Origin of the sequence: Tenacibaculum haliotis (genome assembly GCF_025215075.1) — a bacterium.
GTDB lineage: Bacteria > Bacteroidota > Bacteroidia > Flavobacteriales > Flavobacteriaceae > Polaribacter > Polaribacter haliotis_B.
This window is the reverse complement of record NZ_JAOBTH010000004.1, coordinates 1-2329: the sequence shown is the minus strand read 5'-3', so window position 1 is coordinate 2329 and position 2329 is coordinate 1. Positions and strand designations below refer to the sequence as shown.

At 28.8% G+C, this 2329-nt stretch carries 1 protein-coding gene; it reads right to left on the bottom strand.

All coding sequences use genetic code 11. The features are described from left to right. Positions 1-1342 precede the first annotated feature (1342 nt). On the bottom strand, positions 1343-1951 hold the full coding sequence (locus N2251_RS00055; RefSeq protein WP_260584634.1) for a hypothetical protein: 609 nt from the start codon (positions 1949-1951) through the stop codon (positions 1343-1345). Between the last annotated feature and the right edge of the window lie 378 nt (positions 1952-2329).

Here is a 2329-nt window from a genome sequence, read left to right as displayed (position 1 = left end):
TATTAATACGGTTTTCAATTTCAGTGTAAGTTAATTTAGGAGCACAACCATATAAAGTGAAATATAATAAGCAGAGAATAAATATATTGGACTGTTTAATCTTAAGAATAATTTTCATAGTTTTTGTTTTCCGCAATTAAAGGCAACGGCTTTGTGCTTATAGTTTGTTGCGTAAATTTAGCGAAAAAATAATAAATAAAACACAGACTTTTACGCTTGCGAGGTTTTTCCGCAGGAAAAACTGTTTAGCAATAAATTATGCACATTGTTGCCCACAGTAGTTTTTTTCGGTTAATAATTCCATTTTTTGCTTTCTAATATTTTCAAAATTCAGCGTTTGAGTAAACAATTCCGCAAAGATTTTCAATTCCGCAAAATTGCTAAATTCCGCAAGAGTGATTTTCTACGTTCAGTTCTGTTTTTGTCAATTTTTAAAATTCCGTTTGAGTAATAATTCCATAAAATTGCTCTAAAGTTGGGATTGTTATTTTTCTAGTGTTGACAGAAAAACGTAACTTAAATTAGAGTTATTCTACAATTAATTTCTTGCTTTTTAACTCAGAATTGTTTCCGTCTGAGTGATTTCCGCTATTGTGGGCAACGTACTTGTGTATGGTTTCGTTACGGAAAAGAGCGCAGCAATTTTCCGAATTTAGACCAAAGATAGTGAAAGTGCGAGGATTTTCTGTAAGAAAATCCCCCGTAATGAACTATACACGTTGTTGGCGTTTCGTAGTTTACGTTTCTGCTTTTTTCGAGTTCTATTTTTAAGTAGCTAAAATTCTCAAGTATTTTTTTCTTTTTATTCAATATTTAGATTCCGAGTAAATTCTCACGCTTTCAATTCCGCAATGTTGCTAAAATTCATTTTTTAATTCCCGAAATATTCTCTCTCTCTCTTTTCGTAACATTAGATTCTACAAGATTTTTCTATAATTATAAAATGTTCTTAAAAACTAAATTATTCTCTTTTTAGCGCAACGATTCCATATTTATTTTGAAACTAGACGAGGTTTTTCTCGATTTAGTATTTCTGGAATTTAGGAAATCAATTCTCATAAAAGCGCAAATATTATTTAATTTTTTAAGTTTCAATAAATTACATTTTTCTTAATTTTCTATAAAAAATAGAATTACTTTTCAATAAAAATATTTTCTAAAAATTTCGATTTCTATGAGCGCCAACGTGTTTGTGTATGATTTGTGGCGTATTAAAGCACTAAAGTTAGCAAATAAATCACAGATAGAAAATCCGCGAGGATTTTCGTAAGTAGGCGAGTACTAGCAATGAATTATACACGTTGTTGCCTTTTAGTTGCTTTATTTACTTTCAAATTTAAAATCACTGATAAATTAAATACTCCGAATTCTTTTCTTTTAGGTTTACACATTCTGAAAATCCTTTTCCAAAATATCTATTCAAAGATTTCAATTCAGAGTCGTAGAATATAAATTTCCATTCTCGATCTTTGTCAAAGATTAAGATTCCTTTTTTTTCCATTCTAATTTGGAGTATTTTCGAGTTTGGATTAAAATTTACATTCTCTCTACCATATTCCTTATAATTTAATTTTAACGCTGTAGAATCTATATAAGGAGTTATTTCAGATTTGTCAACTGTGTATTTTGTATTGTAAAAGTATGTAGAGTTACATTTATTTCTATCTTGAATTTTTATACTTCCCACATTAAAATATGGATGATTTCCTCTATTGCTGTATCTTTTCTTAATCATTTTTCGAAAACCGTCTTTTCCATATTCTTTTAAATATTTTTTGATTGTATTTTTCATTTCATACTCAACGTTTCCATCGTTAAATGCGTTATAATCTTTATTAATACGGTTTTCAATTTCAGTGTAAGTTAATTTAGGAGCACAACCATATAAAGTGAAATATAATAAGCAGAGAATAAATATATTGGACTGTTTAATCTTAAGAATAATTTTCATAGTTTTTGTTTTCCGCAATTAAAGGCAACGGCTTTGTGCTTATAGTTTGTTGCGTAAATTTAGCGAAAAAATAATAAATAAAACACAGACTTTTACGCTTGCGAGGTTTTTCCGCAGGAAAAACTGTTTAGCAATAAATTATGCACATTGTTGCCCACAGTAGTTTTTTTCGGTTAATAATTCCATTTTTTGCTTTCTAATATTTTCAAAATTCAGCGTTTGAGTAAACAATTCCGCAAAGATTTTCAATTCCGCAAAATTGCTAAATTCCGCAAGAGTGATTTTCTACGTTCAGTTCTGTTTTTGTCAATTTTTAAAATTCCGTTTGAGTAATAATTCCATAAAATTGCTCTAAAGTTGGGATTGTTATTTTTCTAG